This is a genomic window from Salipaludibacillus keqinensis, from assembly GCF_003226325.1.
Taxonomy (GTDB): Bacteria; Bacillota; Bacilli; order Bacillales; family Salisediminibacteriaceae; genus Salipaludibacillus; species Salipaludibacillus keqinensis.
On record NZ_PDOD01000002.1, the window covers coordinates 989,355 to 1,011,621 of the forward strand.

The following is a 22,267-nucleotide window of genomic DNA, read 5'->3' on the forward strand; positions in this document are numbered from 1 at the left end:
GATGAACGGAAAGAAACGAAGAATGAAGAAATTTATTTTTCTTTCATTTAGTTTCCTGATGATTAGTGGCGGGCTTTGGTTTACTACTACAAATGCTTTTACATTTTTAAGTGGCTATCTTATTTATAAAAGCGGAGAAGTGACGTCAGCTCAAGAGAGAACGGATCCTTCTTTCTTTAAAGAAAAAAGAGAAGTTGAAATTTCTCATCAATCACAAGTGGAAAATCATTCGGATGAAGACGCCCAGCCGTCTTCATTGTATTCAGAACGCCCTCAAAAAGGCGACCTCATGGGAGAATTGTATATTCCAAAGCTCGAGTCAACCCTTCCCATCTATCACAGTACGGATGAAGATGAATTATCAAAAGGGGTAGGACATTACGCCGGCAGTGTATTACCTGGTGAGAATGATAATGCTGTTCTGGCTGGCCACCGTGATACCGTATTTAGAAACTTGGGAGAGGTAGGAGTAAATGATCTGTTAGTGGTGACAACCTCAGCCGGTGAATTTACCTATAAAGTAAAGAATGTCCGCATTGTGGATGCAGATGACCGAACAGTGATCGTTCCTAAGCCTCGGGCCACGCTCACAGTCTCCACTTGCTATCCGTTTACGTTTGTAGGTGCTGCCCCTGAACGCTACGTCCTTGTAGCAGAACTTTTGGGCCAAGAAAGAATAAAGAAGGGTACTAAAAATAAACTTTAAGTTGGGTCAGTACGCATTTAGATAAACGTTGCAAAACATAATGAAAACACGTAAATCCTCGAAGGATTTACGTGTTTTTGTTTGGAATCACCTTTATGTTGTCACTATCTCTTTGAACCTTTGCTGCCTTTTGAACCACCGGTTTGTAACGAGAATAAGTTAGAATCAATGGAGAACATGAGCCTTCCACGATCTCGTTCGCGCTTCAATGCCAGCTGAATTAATTCGTCTAACATTTGTTTATATGGCTTGCCTGCTGGCTCCCACAAATAAAACGATAGAGAACCAGGAATCGTATTAATTTCATTAATGTAAACTTTGTCAGCGTCATTGTCGATAATGAAATCTATTCGAGATACACCGCTGCAACCAAGCATTTGGAATGATTTCTTAGCAATTTCCTGCACTTCCTTCGTTTTACCATCACCTATTTCGGCAGGGATGACACGATTCGTCGATTCCATTCCTTTACTAGCACCACCGTCTTTAGAGCCGCCGGCGTATTTATCTTCATAAGATAAAAATTCATCACTGCCTAATACTTGCTCACAAACAGAGGCTTCTACATGTTCATAATCGCCTAAAACAGAGCAATTAACTTCTGTCATGTTTTGCACCATTTTTTCAACAACTATTTTAAGGGCGAATTTCGAGGCCAAATCCACGGCTTCTTCTAATTCTTCTTCGTTTTCCGCCTTGCTAATACCTACACTTGAACCAAGATTAGCTGGTTTCACTATCACAGGGTAATCCAATTTTTCTTTGATTTTTGTTGTCCAGGCTTCCGGATCCTCCGTCCACTGCGTGGAATAAAACCAAACATAATCAAGAACAGGAAGATCAGAATCACGGTAAATATTCTTCATAATTACTTTATCCATCCCTGTACTAGATGAGAGAACGTCACAACCCACATAAGGCACATTAAGTAATTCTAAAAAGCCTTGTAAGACACCGTCTTCCCCAAATGTACCGTGGATAATCGGGAATGCCACGTCCACTTCTGATAGAATACTTTTACCGAAACGGGGGCGCGGCTCTTTCTGTACAACAACTTTCCCGTCCTCGGTTCGGGCCATAACTACTTTTTGTGCTTTAGAAAGGAGTCCTTTTAAATCTTTATAATTTTCAATATCGAGCATTTCTTCCCCTGTGAACCAAACTCGGTCCTTTGAAATATATAGTGGGATGATTTCATATTTATCTTGATTCATATTTTGGATCGCCTGTAGAGCTGAAATGACAGAAACTTCGTGCTCAACAGATACGCCACCAAAAATAACAGCTACTCTTGTTCTCATTCATACACCTTCCTTTTCCACATATTCATCATTACTCGTTAAATGTATCGGGTAAATCATTTTCTAGCAACACAATCGTGTTCGGCTTTGCCACAGTGTGCATTTGTTTAAGAGCATCCTGTAAATGTTCTGCAACATAAAATTGCTCAGCAGGATAGCCCGCTTCTTTCAACCCTTCTTGAAGTGGAATGGTTTGCTTTTTCCCTACAAGAATAATGTAGTCGCAATGATCTGCTGCATAACGGGCCCACTCTTTATTAATTTCGTACTCTTTGTCCCCAAGCTCAATCATCCCTGGAGTGACAAGCATCCTGAAGCCATCCATCCGACCTAGAACATCCGTGGCCATTTTTGAACCTACCGGATTTGAGTTAAAGCTATCATCGATAATCGTAATGTTGCCACTTTTTCGTTTTAATTCTAATCTATGAGGGACAGGATCGATATTTTTCACGGCAGGAACCATTTGTTTCAACGTCATGCCCATCTCTAAACCAATAGCTATGGCCGCTAGAAGATTATAGACATTGTGCTTTCCTAGCAATCTTGTTTTAAATGTTTCTACTTCGCCATTCTTGTAAGATACAGTAAATGACATGCCTTTAGCGCTAAATTCAATATTGGATGCGCGAAGATCTACCTCCTCTGCGTCAACTCCATAATAAATTTTACGACAAGGGTTTTTCGCCTGATAAGAAGTGATATTCTGATCGTCTTTATTTAAGATCCCCACTCCGTCCTTTTCAGGTAAGGTTTCTATAATTTCGTGTTTGGTTTTTTTAATAGTATCCAATGTTTTAAATGTTTCTAAATGTTGTTCACCAATAGCCGTCAAAATCCCATATTGTTGATTGACTAATTCACAAATCATCTCGATATCACCTTCTTGCTTTGCTCCCATTTCAGCAATAAAAATATCGTGATAAGGTTTTAAATGTTCATTGATTGTTCTTGTGACACCGAGCTTCGTGTTATAACTTTCCGGAGTCATTAAGACGTTGTGCTTCGTTGAAAGAACCGCATGAACAAAATGCTTCACACTCGTCTTACCGAAACTTCCGGTGATACCGATGATTTTCAAGTCAGGGGATGCTTTAAGTAAACGTTTCGCATCGTTTACGAAACCTTGGCTAATACGTGCTTCGATTGGTAGGTTAATCGTATTTGCTATAAGCACCATGTAAAATGGAACTACTGCTGTAGCCCCAAGAAGCACCAACACAATTCCTAAATGAACGAAAGCTCCTAATACAATCGCTGCGCAAGCAATCAGTCCGTATAGAATATATGTCATGGCTAAAAGTCGCTGAACTCTCTGCGTATAAACGAGTTTTTTCTTCTCAGTAGGCTTATTTTTCCAAAAGATTAGAAAAGCAATAATAAATACTGCGATCCCAATTGCGAATACCACCGTAGATGGAATAGGCATGAATACAAGGATGATAGGAAGAAGATAGATCGCTTCAAAGCCATGAAAAACTTTATCGCGATTGCTATTCATCCATTTCGTGTAGCGTTCGTTTCTATAGGTATTTAATTGAAGCATGTGCACACTCTGCTTAACCTTCAACGTCACAGGTAAAATCCAGGACGCAAGAAGAAGGATAAATAAGACCATTAAGATAGACATAATTATAGGCTCCTTCGATCATCTTCTAAGAATTTGTTTATAATCACATTAAACTGATTTAACTGATCCAAATAGGCATAATGCCCGGCATTTTTCAATACGACAAGGCCAGCATTAGGAATTAATTCTTCCATTCTCTTTCCATCGGCCACAGGTGTAGCCGTATCGTTCTCTCCAAAAACAAGTAGCGTTGGTACATCGATCTCTGGCATAAGGTGCTGTAGATCTTCATTCACCACTTTAACCATCGTTTGCTGCATGACACCACTTGCACTTTTATAATCACTAGAGCCTAGCATTTTTTTCACTTTTGAGAGGATTTGATCGGAATATCGATTTAACCCTGGCAATTTTAACACGTTTTTCGCTGTCTTAAACGTATACACCTTTAGATAATAACTGGCTTTTCTTTTCGGTTTAATCCCCGCACTATCTACAAGAATGACTTTTTCTACATCTTTATAAGTCGCCGAGTAACAAATGGACATTCTTCCACCGAAAGAGTGTCCCATTAAAATCGGTTTGGTGATGCCAATTTTCTCAATAAATTGTCGCAAGACCTCTGTATAGTCTTTGATACCCCATTGTTCAGGTGGCTCTGTACTTTCTCCAAATCCAGGTAAATCTAAAGAATACACTTTGAAGTTCTTTTCTAAGTTTTGGTGAATAGGGGCGAACGCTTGAATATTCGCTCCCCAGCCGTGAAGTAAAATCACTTCTTTCCCCTCACCGGAAACGTGGTAGTTCAATGTCACATCATTTAATTCAATCTTCATCGTTCCGCTCCTTATTTTTTGATATTCCTTATTTAAAAACTATGTAAGGAGAATACCCTCTATACGATTCGTTTAACACCTTGATTTTAAGACGATTTCACCGCATATCATTTTACCATATTCTCTTTCATCAAAGAAGGTGTCAGAAACGACCGTTACCGGCGCCTGACACCTTATCACTCTATCAACTCACTCATGACCTTTTTTAATGGGCCTAGCCTTGTTGTGGAATCGATGGATGCTTGTAGAATCTTTCTCTTATCGACTTTCGTCCAATCAAGCGTATACCCATGAGTTAATGCTAGCACTCGGATAAATTCTCGACAAGATCGACCATTTCCGTCCCTGAACGGATGGAGCACGTTAATTTCCGCCATATAAAAAGCTAATAAATGACAGATTTCGTCTTTTGAACGTTGATCAAATATTTCTTGCTGAAGCCTGCTAAATAGCTGATTTCCACTTTCTTGTAAATGAAGCGCAGGCGCAAAGGTAAAGTTCCCTTTAGAAATATTTTCAGATCTTAAAACACCTGCAAAAGGGTAAATATCTTGAAACAAATAGTAGTGAATTTTGTTTAGATGATTGAAACTAAAATCGCCTTTTATCGGATTTATTTGCAACTCAGACAGTCTTTTAGACGTAAGAATCGCATCTAATTTAGCCAGACGTTCATCATCTTTAACCTCAAAATGGTTTATTAATACGCTTGTCCCGGGATAACAATATTTTGACTCTCCCGTACCGTATTTACTCATTTAAAGACATTTCCAATGCTTTTTCCATGAAAGCCTCGTGACTAATCCTACCCAACAATTGATCTTTCACAAGCTGTTCTTGCTTAGAGTTCAATGACAGACCTTCCACAGCTAGAGAGGCTTTCGCAGATCTCAAGGCTGTTTCCACTTGATCTAAAGTTCTCACGGACACGTCCACACCTTCCCTTTATATCAATACTTATTTATCCTATTTAGGTTCTACACTCCATGTAGGCAGTTGTTAAAATTAGTTTGAGGGAATGAAGCCCTACCCTATATTATACTACAATTACACGTTCGTTCATATGCTAAGCATTTCTTTTTTTTAGAATAAACATGACCTTTTCTCAAAAAATCAAGGTTCAATCACTTATTTTTTCTACGAACCATGCTAGAGATTGAATAAAAACGCTTACACAAGTAAACTGGATAAAGGTACGGTGAATCAATGTCACCATTAAAATGACTCTCTATTGATGATGGAAAGAAAATGAAGATAAATAGGATCTCCTTATTTTTCTTTAATCCTTTACAATTTAGTACCTGAAATTAATACTTGGTATAAAAGCTCGAAACTTGTATAATTAAACTATTATGAGGAATATCAGGAAAGTGAGATGAGCATATGAGTAAAAAGAAAATTGCGTGGGTTACAGATAGTACCGCATACATGACTAAGGAACTCTTAGAACATCCCGATGTTTATGTCCTCCCTCTTGCAATTATTTTTAATGGGGAAGCTTTTGACGACGGAGTGGATTTAACAACGGAAGAATTGTATGAACGGATTCAATCAAATAAAGAAGTACCCAAAACATCTCAACCATCTGCTGGAAGATTTGCAGAACTTTATGAAGAACTAAAAGAAAATTACGATGCCGCAGTAGCGATTCATATATCACGTAAATTAAGTGGAACGTATGACAGCTCAGCTCAAGGACGAGATTTGTCAGGTTTCGAAGTTCATTTAGTGGACTCACATTCTATGTCTTATGCGATTACGACACTTATTGAAAAAGGAATGGGACTAGCTGAACAGGGTAAATCAGCGACAGACATTCAAAAGGATTTACAAACTGCTGCAAAGCGTTCAGAGAACTATATCCTTCTTGGGAGTCTCGATCAATTCTATAAAGGAGGTCGAATGTCGGGCACTTCTTTTCTACTCGGAAACTTATTACAAATCAAGCCGATTATTCGAATTACATCTGAGGGAGAGTTTGAGCTGTTCCAGAAGGTTCGTTCAGAGAAGAAAGCTGTGAAACGTATGCTCGAACTACTTGGTCAATCCTATGAAAAACATCAAATAAACCAAGTTCAAATTATGCATGGGAACGTGATAAATAAAGCTGAAGAACTAAAAGTAAAAGTCAAAGAACAATTTCCAAAGTTAGATGTTTTTATCGGTGAGATCAGTTCTTCGATCGCCGTTCATGCAGGGGAAGGAACAGTTGCTATGATTTGGCACAACGAAAACAAGTAGAACTTAAGAGAATCCACGTTCCCTTTGGAGCGTGAGATTCTTTTTTTGATGAACAACAGGTGCAATTTTTAAATATTCATATTAAACTGTAATTCTAGTCTTTCCAATTTCCAGGGGAGTTGATACATTGAACAAAAAAATTGCTTATGCCATGGTCATTCTCGGCGCTGCGTTATGGGGAATCACTGGCTTATTTGTACAAAATTTATATGGGTATGGCTTTACTCCCTGGGAAGTCGTAGGCATTCGGCTAATATTCTCAGCGGTGCTTATTTTTACATATTTGTTGTTGAGCAATCGTTCTTTGTTGGTGATTCGACTTCGTGACGTTCCTTTTTTTATCGGAACAGGAATCGTGAGTATCGCCTTTTTCAATTATTTTTTCTTTACAGTTATGGAGCAAGCTACGATCTCTCTTGCTGTCGTTCTTCTATATACAGGTCCTGTATTTGTCGCATTAATCTCCCGGTTTACGTTTAACGAACCTTTTACTCAAAATAAGCTGATCGCATTATTTCTTATGATGATCGGATGCAGCTTAACAGTTGGATTTCTTCCAACTGGCCAATTATCGATTGATTTCACTACCATTTTGTTTGGAATTGCGTCAGGGTTCTTTTACGCCCTTTATAGTATATTTGGAAAATATGTAAGTGCCAGGTATCATACCTTAACGATTACGGCTTACTCCATGTTGTTCGGTGCTCTTTTTTTACTACCAACGAGTCAATTGTGGACTAAAGCCTCGGCATTCTCTGATAGTGGCGTATTACTTAATGGGCTAAGCTTAGCATTGTTTGCAACGGTTCTTGCCTACGCCTTTTACACATTCGGACTGACATATGTGGAATCCAGTCGTGCAGCGATTCTTTCCACGGTAGAACCAGTTGTGGCTATTATCGTCGGCGTGGCTGTTTTCTCAGACATTCTAACTTTTTGGCAAGGACTTGGCATTCTGTTTGTCATTCTTTCTGTGTTACTCACGGTGAAAAAAAGGAAGGGATCTACTGAAGAGACCCCCAACAAATACCCTCAACAAATATCGAAAGCTGACTGATCAAATTCAGTCAGCTTCTCTACTTACACTCCCCACAAATTTCCTAATTTAAAACAAACCACTTTCGGTTCAGACATTTCGTTCATCGCATGGCGAATGCCTTCACGTCCTAACCCAGATCCTTTCACACCACCAAATGGCATTTCATCTATCCGGTAATCACTACTATCATTTACCATCACACCTCCCACATCCAAGTGCTGGATAGCATAGAAAGCATGATCTAAATTTTTGGTGAAAATCCCTGCCTGTAAACCGTAGTCCACTTCATTAGAAAACTTCACTGCTTCCTTTAAACTCTCAACAGATTCGATCATAACCACCGGGCCGAATACCTCTTCTTTATAAATTTTGGATTGATGAGAAACGTGTGTAAGAACGGTCGGTTCGAAAAACGCACCCTCTCTTATACCTCCTGCTTCGATTACAGCCCCCTCATAAACTGCTTCTTGAACCCACCCTTCTACCCGGATCGCTTCTTGTTCTGAAATCATAGGTCCAACATCCGTCCATTCAGCCATTTTATCTCCTACCTGCAGATCCCTCGTTCTTTCCACAAAGGCCTCAACGAAATCATCGTACACCGAAGATGCAACGAAAATTCGTTGGACACCAATACAATTTTGCCCTGCTGCTGAAAAGGCTCCAGATACAGTGGAAGATACTGCTTCTGCCAAACACGCATCTTCCAAGACAATGACAGGAGAATTAGATCCTAATTCCATGCCGATTTTTTTCAAACCTGCTTGGTGAGCAATTTTCTTCCCAGCAGCTAATCCACCAGTAAATGAGACCATTTTCACCGCGGGATGCGTCACTAGCGGTTCACCAATCTCTCGCCCAGCACCAGTTACAACAGACAGAAATCCTTTAGGTACTCCAGCTTCAGCAAATGCCTTTGCCAACATGAGTGCGCTCAGAGGAGTCATTGTCGCTGGCTTGACGACGACAGGATTACCACAAGCAAGTGCAGGTCCTACTTTATGAGCGACTAAATTTAATGGATCGTTAAAGGGAGTAATCGCACCAATGACCCCAATAGGAAACCGATAGTAGTACCCTGTTCGATTTTCACTACCTTCTCTTTGATCGAAATTGACCGTTTCGCCTTTCATTCTTCTTGCTTCTTCACCGCTAATTCGTAGGGTTTGAATCGCTCTTTTCACTTCTCCCCGTGCTTCAGTAATCGTTTTACTTCCTTCTAAAGCAATCGTTTCAGCAAACATCTCGTGATGAGCCTCAATATAATTTGCAGCTTTCGTCAAAACCTTGATACGCTCATGAGTAGGCCAAGATGAAAGGTTCTGAAAAGCCTCTTCCGCTCGTTCAATAGCCGTCAACATCTGTTGAACAGAAGCAGTGGGAACGTTGGCAACCACTTCACCATTTTGCGGATTGATCACGTCAAACATTTTCTTACCAGTGATCCACTCTCCTGCGATATACATTTTTTCAGTCCGCACTTTAGTTTGCATCGCGGGTCACCACCTCTCTTATACTTTCATCATCACCTTTTCTTTTTGATAGTGAATCAAGTCAATCAACAAGGAGAAACCCGTTTCCATCAGACCGGCTCCCGCACCTGTTAACATAATTGGTCCAGCTAAATCGCATTCATAAACAATTGCATTAGTTGCTCCGCTCACCGTTGCTAGAGAATCATCCATATCCAGTAATTCCGGCTTGACAGTGGCATTCACTTTTTCTCCATCTCGAGTGATTCTCGCTACGAGGCGCAGACGCTTATTTTTTGAAATGGCTTCCTGTAATTGATCTAAGCTAATATTCGTTATCCCAACGCATTTCACATCATTCGCTTTCATCGGGTAGTCCATTACCACATTAGATAAAATAACTGCTTTATATCGCGCATCATATCCTTCCACATCGCTTGTGGGATCCGCTTCAGCATATCCATGGCGTTGAGCAAGCTTCAATGCACTTTCGTAACTTAATCCTTTCTCCATTTCAGTAAGCATGAAATTTGTTGTGCCATTTAAAATCCCTCTGATTTCTGAAATCCGATTTCCAGCTAACGTTGTAAACGGAAGCCTTAAGGCGGGGGTACCGCTCATAACCGTTCCTTCAAATCCCCAGAACACATGATGCTTCTTTGCTAAAGCATGAAGTTCTTTATATGCAATAGCTACAGGACCTTTGTTCGTTGTCACAACACTTTTATTGTTTTCAAAAGCTGCTTTGCAATGGTCAATCGCCGGCTGGCCGGTTTTCACATCAGTATAGGTCACTTCAACGATTACATCTGCATTCGTTTCTCTAATCGTTCGCAAACTATCCCAGCCTTTTACAGTCGACGTGCTCTCTGGATAGTGCTCTAAATGATGATGTTCTGAAATTGTTTCTAGCAACATTTCTACATCTAATCCATTTGGATCGTAGACCGATCCTTTCATCATATCTGATACAGCCACAATTGTAGGCTCCATGTTGAACTCTTCTTTTAACTTTTCCCGCCGTTCTTGGATTATTTTCACTAGTGCCTGACCCACTCCACCGAATCCAATAAACGCAATGTTCATCAAATCACCTGCCTTCTGTTATTCATATTTATGATTTCACCTTTGGATAAACAGATGCTCTGGAAGTGATTGAAAAGCTTGTTCTAAATCTCCAATTAAATCCTCAATATCTTCAATTCCTGCTGAGTAGCGAATCAACCCTTCCGGAATGCCCATTGCTGCTCTTTCTTCCGGGGTGCATTCCACATGACTTGTCGTTCGCGTCGGCCCAACAATCGTTTCGACCGCCCCAAGGTTAGCTGCTCTGTTTGCATATTTTAATTTTGGCAGTAAGTGGCGGACAGTATCGACGCCCCCTTTAACGGAAAAACTTAGCATTCCTCCAAACCCACTCATTTGCTCTTTTGCAATCTCGTGACCTTGATGCTCTTCTAAACCTGGATAATACACGGATTCGACACCATCAACTGTTTTTAAATACCGAGCCACTTTCATGGCATTCTCATTTTGTTTATCAATTCGCAACTTCAACGTTTTCATGCCTCGAAGTAATAAATAAGCCGCCATAGGATCGAGCGTCGCTCCGTTAATTTCACGATAGTGATACACTTTCTCCACTAATTCCTTTGGTCCGCATAGAGACCCTCCAAGAGCATCAGCATGCCCACCTAAAAATTTCGTCGCGCTGTGTATAACCAAGTCTGCTCCTAATTCAAGGGGATTTTGATTCACAGGTGTAGCAAATGTATTGTCAACGATGACAATTGCTCCGACTTGTTTTCCTGCTTTTGCCATCCGTTTAATATCTGTGATCTTTACGGTTGGGTTCGTAGGCGTTTCCAAATAAACAACTTGGCACCCTTTAGCAATTTCTGCTTCGATCGCTTCATGATTCCCCGTTTCACATAATACAACCTCAATATTTTGCTTCGGTAAGAATTCTGTGAATATTTTATTCGTTCCCCCATACGTATCTTTAATCGATACGACTCGATCCCCAGGAAATAGAAACGTGCCTAACGTATTACTAATAGCCGCCATTCCAGTAGAAAAGCTTGTGGCCGCTTCCGCTCCTTCAAGTATGCGAATTTTATTCTCAAAAGCTTGCACTGTCGGATTCGTATTTCGACCGTAAATATGACCTTCCTTTTTCCCTATCGCCACGTCATACCACTCATCCATATCGTCATAGCCATAGGAGACACTATGCACAACGGGTACTTGAGTTGCTCCAAAAGCTAGATAATCTTGTTCTCCTGCCCAAATCGCTTTAGTTGATATTCTTGGTTCTTTCATGTCGTTTCCCCCTCGTATTTTGTATTATTAACCTTGACTAACTGAGACCACCGCCTTTGAACGAAGTAGAAAACTAACTATCTACTCATCGAAATATTTCACGACTGATTATTGAACGAGGCTATGAAATCTCTCCACCGTGTTGATGAATAATAAACGGATGTTTCACTGTTAATTCTCTTGGGTATTTCGTAAATGTCTCGCATCCTTGATCGGTGATTCTTAACGTTTCACTGATCTCGATGCCGTAGTTTTCAAACCATAGTGCTGGAATAAGATGAAACGTCATATTCGGCTGCAAAACGGTTGCATCTCCTTTACGAATGCTTGCTGTATGCTCACCCCAATCTGGCGGATAGCCAAGACCAACGGAATAGCCTAAACGGGCTTCTTTCTCAATTCCGTAGCGCCCAATACTTTTTCTCCAAACTTCTTCTAATTCTCCGCAAGTTAATCCGGGCTTTGCCGCTTCCAATACTTCATTCACCCCTTCAACAACGATAGGAGCTAGTCTCTCTAAATTAGGGGAGGGAGCACCGATACTCACGGTTCTTGCCAATGGAACGTGATATCGTTTATAGCAGCCTGCCAGTTCAACAATTACTGAGTCTCCTTCATCAAACTTTCGATCTGTCCACGTTAAATGTGGGATGCCTGTATTTTTCCCTGATGGTAATAATGGAACAATTGATGGATAATCCCCTCCAAACTCATCTGTTCCAGAGACCATGTGATAATAAATTTTAGCTGCTGTGTCGCATTCTCTCACCCCAGCACGAATACTTTCTACGCCGTGGAACATCGCTTGATCCGCAATCATGGCTGCTTTTTTCATATAGTCGATTTCTTGATCAGATTTAATGAGTCTTACGTTATTGACTAGTAAATCGCCATCTTTAAAGGTTGCATTCGGTAGAGCTTTCTTTAATCTATCAAATGCTTTAGCTGTAAAATAATAGTGGTCCATTTCCAAACCTATTGATCGTCTCCCCTGCCCAATTTGCGTTAATATTTCACCGATGAAATCCATCGGATGATGGGTCTCCGAATGAACATAATAATCAGGATAAGCAATAACATTCTCATCATAAATCCAAGTTTTAGCTTTTGCTCCGCTGGCATCCTGATATCTTCCTAACCAAATCGGCTGAGGTTCGTCAATGATAATGGCCACCATCTGATGTACATAAAATGACCAGGCATCATACCCTGTCAAATAATTCATATTTGCAGGATCTGAAATTAATAATACGTCAATCCCTTTCTCTTCCATTTTTATTTTTGTTAAATGAATTCTTCTTTGATACTCTAAAATATCAAACGGTAGCATTGAACTTCACCTCTTTCTTTAATTCTGAATATTTAGATTAATTACTTTAAGTATATGTACATAGTGGAATGAATGTAATGTGCAAAGTGTATGAAGTTTTTCGGACAGTTTTAATACACATTCAAGATTCAACATCGTTTCGCCATCTTTGATATTCAGTTTAGGGCTTTCTGTAGCTGGTTTGAGCTCTTCTGTATTCCGTTTGAGCGGTTCTGTAGCCCGGAGACCGATCTGTATCCCGTTTGGCACCTTCTGTAGTCGGTTTGAGCCCTTCTGTATTCCGTTTGAGCGGCTCTGTAGCCCGTAGACCGATCTGTATTCCGTTTGGCACCTTCTGTAGTCGGTTTGAGCCCTTTTGTATTCCGTTTGAGAAGTTCAGTAGCCCGCAACACGGGTTGAAGCCCTGTAACCCGTTCCAGTCACGAAATTAAAATGCCGCACCAAGAAATTTTCTCGATGCGGCTTCACTATTATTCAATTTTTCGTAGCATCCATAGACGTACGCTTAACTCTAATAGAAACACGTCATCGGAGTTGACTAGTGAGAGTTGTGTTAACGATTCAATATTTCGAAGTCGATATAATAGAGACTGCCGGTGTAAATTTAATGCCCTCGCCGTCTGACTCACGTTCCCTTTGAATTTATTGTAAGTCATAAAGGTATGAATTAAATCTGTCTGTCGTTTTTTATCATAATCAATGAGTGGCTTGATCGTATCTTTAACTATATGGTTAATTTCTTCATCTGATGATATGGCCATGAGGAGTCGATTAATTCGCGTATCCTTAAAAAAAGTCCGTTCTCCAGGACCCATTTTCTGTCTTCCAATCGCCAAAGCCGTTTTAGCCTCGGAATAACTTTCATGGAAGCCGCCATTTTCATTTTTATGTGCCGCAATCCCCCACGACAATTCAACTTCAGTTAACAATTCATTGAGTCTACGCTCAATCGTATCCAAGAATTGATTTGCCGTTTCTGTATGAAGATGGTGATCCGTTTCCAAATATACGATAACTTCTCCTTCATCAAAAGTGGCCATCGTTTTCCTATCAATTAATTTGCCAGCATTGGTAATTTCCTTTTGAATGTAATAATTCAAACTTTGCAAAGAAGACGTAGGTGGATTGTCTCGTTTAAATTTAGGAAAAGAGGCTGTTTCTTCTCGCAATCTGATATCTCCCACTATACAAATATACGTAAGGGTTAAGTCATATCCTAGTAATTCGGCCTTGGACGTTAAATGCTGCTGGTTTGAGTTCTTTTGCTTCGCCAATTGCAAAATGAAGTTATCTTTCAAACGGATTTCTGTCATTTCAATCGCATTTTCTTTTAAAAAATAGAGAGCACAGGCTGTTAATGTATGTTCTAGGACATTCATGACAAACCAAGTTAGCTGTTCATCTTTTTCAAGCTTAAACCAGAGAAACCCTTGTTTCCGATGGTTTGTGGCTATAAGAATTTGATACCACTTTTGCTCATCCACTAAATAACTCTCAATGTGCGGGTACAGAGGATGTTCCAAATACGTCACTTGAGGTGATGTAGCAGGAGAAACTAGTGTCTTCTCATTGTTTTTGAACTTGACTAACGTTTTCATTTCAATCTCTTTTGAAGCCCTTATGTGCCTTGTATAATCCGTAATCACGATAGGAAGTTGAATATGTTTGTGTAAGACATCAGCTAGTTCTTGTAAGCCTTTGTTTTGTAGAACATCATTAATGAGTTCTTGACGTATTTCTTCTGTTCGTTGTCGCTCAGATTTTTTGTCTTGATTGATTTCTTCAAGGACCACTTGCATGATATCGCCGAATCGGATTTCCCATGGTATATCCAAAATAATAAAATGATGCTCCTCAGCAAGTTTAATAATCCGATCTGGAATATCAAATACATAACGCCCTGTGGCAAATCCGAGTAATGAAGCTCCAGATTGGATTACATCTTTAACAAACTGCTCTAATAGCTGAGGGTCTCCGTGACAGCCGATGCCTGTTGTTAATACAAATTCATTTTCTCGGACGAAATTTTCTACTGGCATCTCTATAACGGAAATCCATTCAATTTCTCTCTTTTCCAGCCATTGTTCTCCAGATTTAACTGTCGCTGACTGCAATATAGGCTGCCTTAACATGTCCTTAGCTGATAAACTCATCTCCCCCACCTCATTTCTTTCGACTATCGGGATTCACTATTTATTTGATCATCCATTTAGAATATTCTGTTAATTTAATTTTCTCATGAAACGATTGTTTTGACAATCACATCATCTCGTCACTAGCTCCATTCGACTCAATCCCTTTATATTAGAGCGTTTATATAAAAAAATCTAAATAAACTGACACCTTTAAATACAATTATGATATAGTATTAATTAAATTAATTTTATACATCAACGTTTTAAAGGAGGAAAATTTATGAGTGATTTACAAAATGGCCGAGAGCAATGGGGGTCCAGGTTAGGTTTTATCCTAGCGGCAATGGGATCGGCTGTTGGATTGGGAAACATTTGGCGTTTTGCCTACGTAACGGGTGAAAGTGGAGGCGCTGCGTTCTTATTAATTTATATTTTATGTATTTTAGCCATCGGCATTCCTATTTTAATGGCCGAATTTACCATCGGTCGTCGTGCTCAAAGTGATGTTGTTGGATCGTTCCAAACACTAGCACCGGGAAGACCATGGGTATTAGCTGGATTTCTAGGTGTTGCATCTGCATTTATCATTTTATCCTTTTATGGTGTCGTCGCTGGTTGGTCTCTTCATTACTTCGTTCAATACTTTTCCGGAGGACCAGATGTTGGAAACGGTGGAGACTACGGAAGCTATTTTGGAGAATTTATAAGTAGTCCTCTTGCACCGCTTATTTGGCAATTTTTCTTCATGGCGTTAACCGTAGGGATTGTTTTCGTTGGTGTGAAAAAAGGAATCGAAAAATCAAATAAAATATTAATGCCATTATTAGCTGTTTTAGTTCTTGTTCTTGCAGGATATAGTTTAACTTTAGGGGGAGCACAAGAAGCCCTTTCCTTCTTATTTACTCCTGACTGGAGCTCATTAAGAGATCCAAATGTTTATTTCGCTGCCCTTGGACAAGCCTTTTTCTCATTAAGTTTAGGTATGGGTGCCCTCATTACTTATGGAAGTTACTTATCTAAAAAAGATAAGCTCCCAGGGGCTGCAGCCAGCGTCGCAGGGTTAGATACGTTATTTGCCATTGTAGCAGGTTTGATGATTTTCCCAGCTGTATTTGCATTTGGAATAGAACCTGACTCAGGTCCAGGACTTGTCTTCATCACCTTACCTGGAATTTTTGACAGTATGGCCGGTGGGGGATTGTACGGTCTGGCATTTTTCTTCCTATTATCCGCTGCTGCCTTATCATCAGGAGTCTCTCTACTAGAAGTAGCAGTAGCTTATTTCATGAGAAAGTTTCAATGGTCTCGTCAGAAAACATCGATCTTCGTGGGTCTAATCATTTTCGCGATTGGTATTCCTTCTTCATTAGGTATGGGTGTACTTGATCATGTAAGTATTTTTGGTCGGGATATTTTCGATACGATGGATTTCATTGCTTCTAATGTTTTCCTTCCAATTGGTGGACTCATTATTGCCTTGTTTATCGGTTGGGGTTGGAAGAAAGCAGATGTCCTTGAAGCTTCAGATTTGGGAGACTCCGTGATCGGAACGATTTGGATGGTGATTTTACGTTTCTTTGCACCAATTGCCATTTTCATCATTTTCCTCAGTTCCATTGGAATACTATAATATTGCTAAAAGAAGTCCTGCCATATGCAGGACTTCTTTTAGTTTGATATATAATTTGCTAAGAATCCCCTTGCAACTGGGGAATTTTGATAGTAAACGAAACGTGTTGTTCCTCTTAAGGAACAAGTTTCTTTTTCTCTTATCTATCCCTAAATGTCCTGACTATCTTTACCTGTCATTGAAATAGATCAATACTAGAAGAAACGATGCACCATTGATTGTGCGAAGTTGGAGGTGATTGATTGCGATGAAGCAAAAGCAGTATTTATGTTTTGATATTGGTGGAACTCATGTGAAGTGGGGATTGGTTCGTGAACAGGGAGAAATCATCGAAAAAGGATATTTTTCTTCGCAACAAGCTAATCATCGCATCATTTTACAAGGAGTTAGAGAAAAGATTATCAAATTTTCCTCAATGATTGAAGGAATTGCCATAAGTACACCTGGCTTCATAGACTCTTCTAGGGGTTATATTGAGCACGGAGGAGCGATTATCGGTTTTAATCAGTTTCATTTGCAAGACAGCTTGGAACAAGAATTTCATCTTCCCGTGTCCGTTGAAAATGACGTGAACTGTGTAGCTTTAGCTGAAAAGTGGCTAGGGAATGGGAGAGATTTATCTGACTTCATTTGCTTAACCGTTGGCACAGGCATTGGTGGTGCACTCGTGTTGAATGATCAATTATACCGGGGACATGCCTTTCGAGCAGGGGAGTTTGGGTATATGATCACGCAAGGAATTCAAGGAAACTCTCCGTTAAAATCCAGCCTTAACGGTTCCTCATCTTTAACTGCGATTCGAAAGAAATACGCCAGCTATAAGCAGCTGACGTTGGAAGAAGTTACTGGTGAAAAACTGTTTCAGGCTTATGATCAACACGATGCTTTCGCTAGAGAACTGATTGACACGTTTTATCAAAGCTTAGCCATTGGTATTTATAACACCACCTCCATCATCAACCCTCAAAAAGTACTGATTGGGGGAGGGGTTACCGGCCGTCCGACGTTTATCAATGAATTAGACCAAGCTCTTCATTGTGTTGACACTGTCTTCCATGTGGACATTGACTCCTGCCACTTCAAGAACGATGCTGGAATCGTTGGCGCATTGGCCTTCTTTCATGCTAAATACCAGTGATAATAATCTATCCCTTATTGAGTTCTTTATAAGTCGCTTTTCCTAACGTTTCAATTAAATAGAGAACTGGGAGCTGAGTTGTGATGTTCGCATCGTCTATAAACTCAGTATTCACATAATACGAAAGTGGATAGTCAGCTAACTGAGCGACCGTACTCGTTTTTCTGTTTGTAATACTGACGATAGACGCCCCTTTCTCACGCAACTGATGAACTTGAGAGATGATATGGGGAGTTTCACCCGATACAGAAAGAACAATGGCCGTGCTTTTTTTCAGGTACTTTCCATGAATCGGAAAGAATGGGTCATTTACGGCTAAAGAGAATTTTTTCAAGCTAGAAAAATAGCGAGATCCGTATTCAGCTAAGATACCTGAACTGCCTGTCCCTAAAAAAATCACATGCTCTGATTGGGCCACGAGCTGAGCGATTTGACTGATCGTCGATTGATAGTCCGTCATTAACGTTCGTTCAAGAAACTCGGTCATTGTTTCATAAGAGTCATGAACACGTTCAGCTTGATTTTTATCTAAATAAAGCTTTAATTTCGTTTTAAATTCTGAGAAACCGTCACAATCAAGTTTTTTACAAAATCTTAAAATAGTTGTTGGGGAGACATGAGTTACTTCGGCCAATTCACGAATGCGCATATAAGCCACTTTGTCACCATTGGCTAAAATGTATTGATATAAAATGGTATCCAAGTCAGAAAACTTCGCTAGCTGATTTGAGGTAAACATGTACGTCAACGCCTTTCTATGTATCCCCCTATTATAAATGATTTTGTTTTAAAATATAGAAACCATAGAGAAAAAAAGGAGAGTTATTTATGAATAATCAAAACGGACTTAAAATTGTCACGATCGGTGGAGGTTCCAGCTATACACCTGAATTAATTGAAGGATTTATTAAGAGATACGATTCTCTTCCAATAAGAGAGCTTTGGCTCGTTGATGTTCCAGAAGGAGAAGAGAAATTAAACATCGTTGGAGCTCTTGCTAAACGAATGGTAAAAGAAGCCGGTGTACCAATGGACGTTCATCTAACGTTAAATCGACAAGAAGCACTGAAAGATGCAGACTTTGTAACAACCCAGTTTCGCGTAGGTCTCCTTGATGCCAGAGCAAAAGATGAGCGTATTCCCCTGAAACACGGAGTGATCGGTCAAGAAACGAACGGTCCTGGAGGGCTCTTCAAAGGTTTGCGGACCATCCCTGTCATCCTTGATATTGTAAAAGATATGGAACGCCTTTGTCCGGATGCGTGGCTGATTAATTTCACAAACCCTGCTGGAATGGTGACGGAAGCTATTTACCGTCATTCAAATTGGAAGAAGGTCGTCGGTTTATGCAATGTACCTGTGGGGATGAGAATGGGTGTTGCTAAAGCTTTAGACGTTTCTCCTGAAAGAGTTCACGTGGACTTTGCTGGCTTAAACCATATGGTATTTGGGATGGACATGTATTTGGATGGTCAGAACGTCACAGATACAGTGATAGAGAAGATCACTTCCGGGGATTCTTCCATGACTATGAGGAACATCGTCGATTTAGGATGGGAGCCTGAATTTATCAAAGCGTTGAACATGCTCCCTTGTCCTTATCACCGATACTATTACAAAACGGATGAAATGTTAGCTCAAGAAATGAAAGACTCCGAAGAAAAAGGAACAAGAGCAGAAGTTGTTCAACAATTGGAAAATGAATTATTTGAACTTTACAAGGATGAGAACTTAAACGAAAAGCCTGAACAATTAGAAAAACGGGGCGGCGCTTATTATAGTGATGCGGCTTGTAGTTTAATTGACTCTATTTACAATGACCGAGGAGACATTCAACCGGTGAACACACTGAACCAAGGCGCAATTGGTAGCCTTCCTGATGATTCTGCTGTTGAAATAAACTGCATCATTACAAAGAGCGGACCAAAACCTATTGCCATTGGCGATCTGCCTGTAGCTGTTCGAGGTCTTGTTCAGCAAATTAAATCGTTTGAGCGTGTTTCAGCAGAAGCAGCGGTGACTGGCGACTATCATAAAGCGTTACTTGCCATGACAATCAACCCTCTAGTACCTTCTGATACATTAGCTAAAACGATTTTGGATGAAATGCTTGAAGCCCACAAAAAAGATCTTCCTCAGTTCAATTAAAATTAGCAAGGGTGCCCCAAAAAGTTTTCCTTTTGGGGCACCCCACTTCTTTCGCCTAACTACTTTATCATAGCCGTCCCTTTTAACTCTTCGTTATACCACATCGTGACTTCATCTCCATAGTTGATTTCCCCTACACCTTCAGGTGTCCCTGTGAATAACAAATCTCCTGCGCCTAAACCTATGTATTCATAACAATAAGCTAACAGATTATCCAACTGGAAAATCATATCGTTTGGATCTCCCTGTTGCACTCGAGTTCCGTTAATTTGAAGCGAAAAAGTAGATTGTAGAATGTTCTCTATCCCAGGAAATGCAAAAAATGGTGTAACCAAAGCTGCATTCGGAAAGCCTTTGGCAATCAGCCATGGATGGCCTTTCTTCTTTAATTTTTCTTGCTCTTCTCTCAAAGTAAAGTCGATACCCACCGCCATTTCTGTGAGGCAATCATTTGCTGTCATCCCTTTTTCATATTGACGGCCCAATCGATAAACCAGTTCCACTTCATAATGAACCGCTCCTCGATTTTTGGGCATCATAACTGATTGACCATTTGCCGTAACGAAAGAGTGAGTCGGTTTACTAAACATCATCGGCTTTGAAGGAACATCATTGCCTAGTTCTTGTGCGTGTTTCTTGAAGTTCCTGCCTACACAGTAAATATTATTAATTTTCATCTTAAGATCTCTCCTTTCAGAAATCATTCCTAATAATGATTTTCGATCCATGCAATCACTCGGTTTTTAGCGAACCGGGGGTAAATCCATAAATCAGGCTCAATGCCAACTCCTTCTTTCTCCATTAATCGAGGGTGATAAGAAAATTCGCTCGGCACAGACATCCTTATCTGGGAGTTAGGAAGTTCGAAATTAAGAGAGCGACTGCTGCTTAAAGCTCCAGCCGAAGGAACACCAACGACATACACTTGATTCACTTGCTTTAATTGTTTCGTCATACGCTCAGCGGCTGAAGAGGTCCCTTGATCTATTAAAACAAAAATAGGCGTATCGTTGTCATCAATGGACGTAAGATCCTTGTTTTCGATGTACCAGTTCGGCTCCCGGCGTTCATTTTCTTCATCCTCGTCTACATGATGAAGGGATTGTTCAATTAATGCTCCTTCTTCATCATATAATTTCACCGTTTCTTCTAGAAAAACATCATTCGTAGTTGTGGAAAGTTGAACTAAATATTCACCTAATCCTGCTTCTTGGTCAAACATTTCTTCATACCACTTCGCCACAAAATCAACGTTATCACTACCATTATTTCGAAGATCTAGAATAAAATATGGCGAGTCTTTTAATTCTTGAGCAGATTCAAGCATATCCTCATAGGTGTGCGAATCGTCTTCATAAACAGTCATATTGCGAAATTGAACAACGTCTACCTCATCTTTCTCATACATATTAAATGATCGGTCACTCAAGTAATCGAAGCCCACTCTGCGAACGAAGACCTCTCTATCGTCCTTACTTTCAAACTCTAACGACCAAGGATTGGTTACTGGTTCACTCGTATAATAACCGAGATAGTAGACCAACTTCCCATCATTATTTAAACTAGGTACAAGGAAATCTTCTACATCCGGCGCTCCGTTTATTGCGACGAGTTTATCAAGTAACTCGTCAGATTTATGAAGCCAATAATCACCGTTCTCATCTAAAATAAATTCCAATTCTTCTGTCGTATAAAAATCATGTTCACTTATGACTACAGAAGACCCGCCTATCTGAACATGTGGATCGGTGAGGAAGCCATAGTGATCACAAAGGTGTTCCGCTAATTCATCACCAGTTATTTCGTCTTCATCACTGTACTCTTGATCAATTGTCTCTGTTAAGTTGGTGTGAGCCTGATTAAAAGCCTCATCACCTCCGTGCCATGAATACATAGCATAAGAATATTTCCACGTCCTATGTAATAAATCAATATCTTCAAGGGTTTCCTCTTTGGACATCATTTGGTCTTCATTTTCAGTTATGCGCAACCTTTCTAATTGTTGGTCAGAAAGTTCCGTGCTTTCCCCATTGAAGGGATAAGTCGCTTCAAATGGTAGCTCACTATTAAATGACGTAAGCGTACGGTTTTGGTCAACAATCGTTTGCAGAAGATCGAGTTCGGTGGCAGGTTGTATCTTTTCTTCCATCGAAGAGCATCCAAAAGCACCACATATGAGCAACAGTAAACCGATAAGCATTTTAATCATGTCTTCCCTCCTTACTATATCTATCTTTACGATTCTTCCAGTAATGGGTTTCATATATTTAACACTTTTACCATATCTCTGTTTAACACGTTCCCTGTTTTAGAGATTTTCACACAATATATTTAGAAATTCTCAAATATAATTGTAAATGTTTTGAAATAAAGGGAGAGTAGTGGTTGCGAAACCTGTC

20 protein-coding genes are annotated in these 22,267 nt (G+C 40.0%); 6 read left to right on the forward strand and 14 right to left on the reverse strand.

Going from position 1 to position 22,267, the window contains the following annotated elements; translation table 11 throughout:
• Position 1 precedes the first annotated feature (1 nt).
• Positions 2-706 carry a class D sortase gene (locus CR194_RS12030; RefSeq protein ID WP_233254353.1) on the forward strand — a complete coding sequence of 235 codons (705 nt, stop codon included), beginning with the start codon at positions 2-4 and terminating at the stop codon, positions 704-706.
• Positions 707-810: 104 nt separating this feature from the next.
• On the opposite strand, the gene CR194_RS12035 is transcribed toward CR194_RS12030, so the two are convergent.
• From CR194_RS12035 to CR194_RS12055, 5 genes are all read right to left on the reverse strand, one after another.
• Complete coding sequence (locus CR194_RS12035) at positions 811-2,007, reverse strand: D-alanine--D-alanine ligase family protein (RefSeq protein WP_110609886.1); 1,197 nt, start codon at positions 2,005-2,007, stop codon at positions 811-813.
• A 31-nt stretch (positions 2,008-2,038) separates the two neighbouring features.
• Positions 2,039-3,637: a UDP-N-acetylmuramoyl-tripeptide--D-alanyl-D-alanine ligase gene (locus CR194_RS12040; protein WP_233254331.1), complete on the reverse strand. Its 1,599-nt coding sequence runs from the start codon at positions 3,635-3,637 to the stop codon at positions 2,039-2,041.
• Between the two features lie 2 nt (positions 3,638-3,639).
• Entirely contained in the window at positions 3,640-4,413 is a 774-nt protein-coding gene (locus CR194_RS12045; protein ID WP_110609887.1) for an alpha/beta fold hydrolase, read from the reverse strand.
• 176 nt (positions 4,414-4,589) lie between these two features.
• A complete protein-coding gene (locus CR194_RS12050; RefSeq protein ID WP_110609888.1) occupies positions 4,590-5,171 on the reverse strand; it encodes a Fic/DOC family protein in 582 nt (193 codons plus the stop codon).
• A complete protein-coding gene (locus tag CR194_RS12055) occupies positions 5,164-5,337 on the reverse strand; it encodes a hypothetical protein (protein ID WP_233254332.1) in 174 nt (57 codons plus the stop codon). The genes CR194_RS12050 and CR194_RS12055 overlap by 8 nt, the downstream gene beginning before the upstream one ends.
• 459 nt (positions 5,338-5,796) lie before the next feature.
• Between CR194_RS12055 and CR194_RS12060 the strand changes: the two genes are divergently transcribed.
• On the forward strand, positions 5,797-6,654 hold the full coding sequence (locus CR194_RS12060) for a DegV family protein (protein WP_110609890.1): 858 nt from the start codon (positions 5,797-5,799) through the stop codon (positions 6,652-6,654).
• 127 nt (positions 6,655-6,781) lie between these two features.
• Entirely contained in the window at positions 6,782-7,711 is a 930-nt protein-coding gene (locus tag CR194_RS12065; protein WP_110609891.1) for an EamA family transporter, read from the forward strand.
• Positions 7,712-7,734: 23 nt separating this feature from the next.
• Here the strand turns inward: CR194_RS12065 and CR194_RS12070 are convergent, their stop codons facing one another.
• From CR194_RS12070 to CR194_RS12090, 6 genes are all read right to left on the reverse strand, one after another.
• A complete protein-coding gene (locus tag CR194_RS12070; protein WP_110609892.1) occupies positions 7,735-9,186 on the reverse strand; it encodes an aldehyde dehydrogenase family protein in 1,452 nt (483 codons plus the stop codon).
• A gap of 18 nt (positions 9,187-9,204) precedes the next feature.
• The gene (locus tag CR194_RS12075) at positions 9,205-10,251 is read right to left on the reverse strand and encodes a homoserine dehydrogenase (protein WP_110610011.1); all 1,047 of its coding nucleotides are present in this window, start codon (positions 10,249-10,251) and stop codon (positions 9,205-9,207) included.
• Between the two features lie 36 nt (positions 10,252-10,287).
• A complete protein-coding gene (locus tag CR194_RS12080; RefSeq protein WP_110609893.1) occupies positions 10,288-11,487 on the reverse strand; it encodes a cystathionine gamma-synthase family protein in 1,200 nt (399 codons plus the stop codon).
• 121 nt (positions 11,488-11,608) lie between these two features.
• On the reverse strand, positions 11,609-12,817 hold the full coding sequence (locus CR194_RS12085; RefSeq protein WP_110609894.1) for a M24 family metallopeptidase: 1,209 nt from the start codon (positions 12,815-12,817) through the stop codon (positions 11,609-11,611).
• A gap of 160 nt (positions 12,818-12,977) precedes the next feature.
• Positions 12,978-13,148: a hypothetical protein gene (locus tag CR194_RS20280; protein ID WP_158282250.1), complete on the reverse strand. Its 171-nt coding sequence runs from the start codon at positions 13,146-13,148 to the stop codon at positions 12,978-12,980.
• Between the two features lie 139 nt (positions 13,149-13,287).
• The gene (locus tag CR194_RS12090) at positions 13,288-14,970 is read right to left on the reverse strand and encodes a PucR family transcriptional regulator (protein ID WP_110609895.1); all 1,683 of its coding nucleotides are present in this window, start codon (positions 14,968-14,970) and stop codon (positions 13,288-13,290) included.
• A 262-nt stretch (positions 14,971-15,232) separates the two neighbouring features.
• Here CR194_RS12090 and CR194_RS12095 point away from each other — a divergent pair, with 262 nt between their 5' ends.
• Together CR194_RS12095 and CR194_RS12100 are read left to right on the forward strand one after the other, a co-directional pair.
• Positions 15,233-16,582, forward strand: coding sequence for a sodium-dependent transporter (locus CR194_RS12095; protein WP_110609896.1), 1,350 nt, complete (start codon positions 15,233-15,235; stop codon positions 16,580-16,582).
• Positions 16,583-16,829: 247 nt separating this feature from the next.
• Positions 16,830-17,720 (forward strand): ROK family protein, encoded by an 891-nt coding sequence (locus tag CR194_RS12100; RefSeq protein WP_110609897.1) that lies wholly within the window; start codon positions 16,830-16,832, stop codon positions 17,718-17,720.
• 7 nt (positions 17,721-17,727) lie between these two features.
• Here the strand turns inward: CR194_RS12100 and CR194_RS12105 are convergent, their stop codons facing one another.
• Positions 17,728-18,459, reverse strand: a complete 732-nt coding sequence (locus tag CR194_RS12105) for a MurR/RpiR family transcriptional regulator (protein ID WP_110609898.1) — start codon at positions 18,457-18,459, stop codon at positions 17,728-17,730.
• A gap of 89 nt (positions 18,460-18,548) precedes the next feature.
• On the opposite strand from CR194_RS12105, the gene CR194_RS12110 reads away from it, so the two are divergent.
• Positions 18,549-19,868, forward strand: a complete 1,320-nt coding sequence (locus CR194_RS12110; RefSeq protein WP_110609899.1) for a 6-phospho-beta-glucosidase — start codon at positions 18,549-18,551, stop codon at positions 19,866-19,868.
• A gap of 59 nt (positions 19,869-19,927) precedes the next feature.
• Here the strand turns inward: CR194_RS12110 and CR194_RS12115 are convergent, their stop codons facing one another.
• Positions 19,928-20,545 carry a fumarylacetoacetate hydrolase family protein gene (locus CR194_RS12115; RefSeq protein ID WP_110609900.1) on the reverse strand — a complete coding sequence of 206 codons (618 nt, stop codon included), beginning with the start codon at positions 20,543-20,545 and terminating at the stop codon, positions 19,928-19,930.
• 29 nt (positions 20,546-20,574) lie between these two features.
• On the reverse strand, positions 20,575-22,077 hold the full coding sequence (locus CR194_RS12120) for a S41 family peptidase (RefSeq protein WP_158282251.1): 1,503 nt from the start codon (positions 22,075-22,077) through the stop codon (positions 20,575-20,577).
• Positions 22,078-22,267 lie beyond the last annotated feature (190 nt).